The organism is Kitasatospora sp. NPDC091257, from assembly GCF_044757675.1.
Taxonomy (GTDB): domain Bacteria; phylum Actinomycetota; class Actinomycetes; order Streptomycetales; family Streptomycetaceae; genus Kitasatospora; species Kitasatospora lactacystinica.
Window position 1 is genome coordinate 1 of record NZ_JBIVVI010001390.1, and the last position, 2,154, is coordinate 2,154.

Below are 2,154 nucleotides of genomic sequence, written 5' to 3' on the forward strand. Positions count from 1 at the left end.
GGCGCCGTCGGCCAGCGCCTCCAGTCGCATCGCGCCGGCGGCCGTCCGGTCGGCCAGGGAGACTCCCCTCCGTGCCCAGTACTAGTGGTCACCCGAATGATCGGCTTGCTGAGGCCGGGGGCGCACTGCGTAGACTTTGACCCGGAAGCGAACACGCGATCTCCTAGGCCACCGTGAACGGACGGATCATCACATCCGTGCCCTGGCGGCCGTTCCGGGCCGCCACCCCCATGGCCACCGGAGGTCGCCTTGGCGCATCGTCGCCGCAAGCGCCGCAAGACGGCGCGCAACACCCCCGTCATCAAGCCCGCATCCCGCAAGCCGTCCTGGTTCGCCCGTGCCGTGCCCACGCTGCCCGTCGTCGCGCAGATCGCGGTCATGGTCTTCAAGGCCTTCTTCGACGACAACCACATGGGGCCCGGCCCCATGTAGCAGGACCAGGCCCCAGATGACGGTCTGAGAGAAGGCCGTCCGGCTTGCCCTGCGAAAGTGGGCCGGGCGGTCTTCTCGCGTTCGAGGCCGGGCGGCGCCGACCTGGCCCCACTGTAGGACAACCGGTCCCCCAGCGCACAGCCCCCTGGTCGCAGGCCCGGCGGCGCGCGGCCCTCGCGTGGGGGCCAGCGCTACGACCGCACACCCGCCGTCGACCTTAGCGCCGGGCCCCCGGCGGTTACGGCCAGCCGGCCGTGCAACGAGGACAACCTCCGCTGCGCACCGTGCGGTGCGGGGACAACCCGGGGACAACATGGCCGACGGCCTTATGTACGGGGGCGGGACAACGCGCCTGTGGCGGTGCGGATTTTCGGGGCGCGGTGCGAAATTGTGGCGCTGACCTGCGGAGCGGCATCCGCCAGAATGTCGCCCCGGTTCGAAATTCGGTTGCCGGGCCTGGCTACGATCACGCCATGGAAAACGAACCGGGGCGAAATAGCGGTGGTGAGGTGGCGCTGTTCGATCTGGACGGCGACCAGGTCGAGGGCGCGCGGTGCGAGGGGCCGGACTGCGAGACCGCGTTGCCGTCGCGCACCGGCCGAGGTCGGCGCCTGGCCTACTGCTCGCAGGCGTGCAAGAGCCGCGCCGACCGGGCGCGGGTCAAGGCCCGGACCGCTGCGGCGCTGCTTGGCCCCGACGGATCCGCCGTTGCCGCGGACGCCACGCCGCAGGAGCGACCCGAGGGGGAGCGGCCCGCGGCCGGGCTGCTGGTGGAGCGGCAGCGGGTGCTCGGCGCCGCCGACGCGATCCGCAACCGCGCCGAGGACTTCCTGGCCGCCGTGGACGACGACCCGATGAGCGCCCACGCGAAGCTGGCCGAGGACGTCTACGTCCTGGTCTCACTGCTGGTCACCAGCGCCCGGGACGTGCGGGACGCGGTCCGCTGGCCCGGCCTGGACGCCGACGCCCGCACCGAGGCGCGGATCAGGGAGGAGTGGAACCTGCCGGACGCCGCTCCCGGCAACGAGAAATCGCCCCGGGGCGATTTCCTGGCCCCGCTCCGCGACGGCTACCGGGCCGGTGAAACGCCCCGGTCCGAAAATGGCGCGGTGTCGTCGGGCCGCCCGGCCGCCCCGAAAACGCCCCGGGGCGAAACCACCGGCGCGGCGCCCGGAACGGACGAGCGCGCCCCGCTGCACGCGGCAGTCACCAACCCGCTCACCCGCTTCGGCCGGCCCGGCCGGGAGGACGACCTCACCATCACCTTCGGCGAGGGCTGGCAGCTGGCCACCTGGGACACACCCGACGCTGGCGGCACACAGCTGCTGCTGCGCGAGGGCGCGCCGGTCGGCTGGACCGCCCGGTTGCCGCAGGGCCCGTGGGGGCTGGGCGGCTGGATCGCCGTCGAGCACCAGGACGGGCAGCTCGGCCGGTTCGTCGCAGGACCCCTCAGCAGGCCCCAGACCTTCACCACCGCCGACCTCGCCCTGGACGCGCTCCACCGGGCCGACCGTCACCGCGCCGCCGCCAGCCAACCCGCGGCTCCGGTCGCCCCGGTCGCTGCGGCCGAACTCCCCGACGAGGTGCCGGTACCCAAGCTGGCACTGGGCCGGACCACCGGCTGGCTGCCGCCCACCGACCGCGGCCTGGGCGAAGCGCACCGCGACTACGCCCTCGGCGACGGCCTGGTCCACCTCACCTGGCCCGGCAAGCCCGGCGTCC

Annotated in this window: 2 protein-coding genes; both read left to right on the forward strand. The window is 73.9% G+C overall.

The window, feature by feature from the left end:
* Positions 1-249: 249 nt before the first annotated feature.
* The gene (locus ACIQOV_RS38585; protein ID WP_401055465.1) at positions 250-432 is read left to right on the forward strand and encodes a hypothetical protein; all 183 of its coding nucleotides are present in this window, start codon (positions 250-252) and stop codon (positions 430-432) included.
* 473 nt (positions 433-905) lie between these two features.
* A partial coding sequence (locus tag ACIQOV_RS38590; RefSeq protein ID WP_401055467.1) for a hypothetical protein occupies positions 906-2,154 on the forward strand: 1,249 nt, incomplete at its 3' end.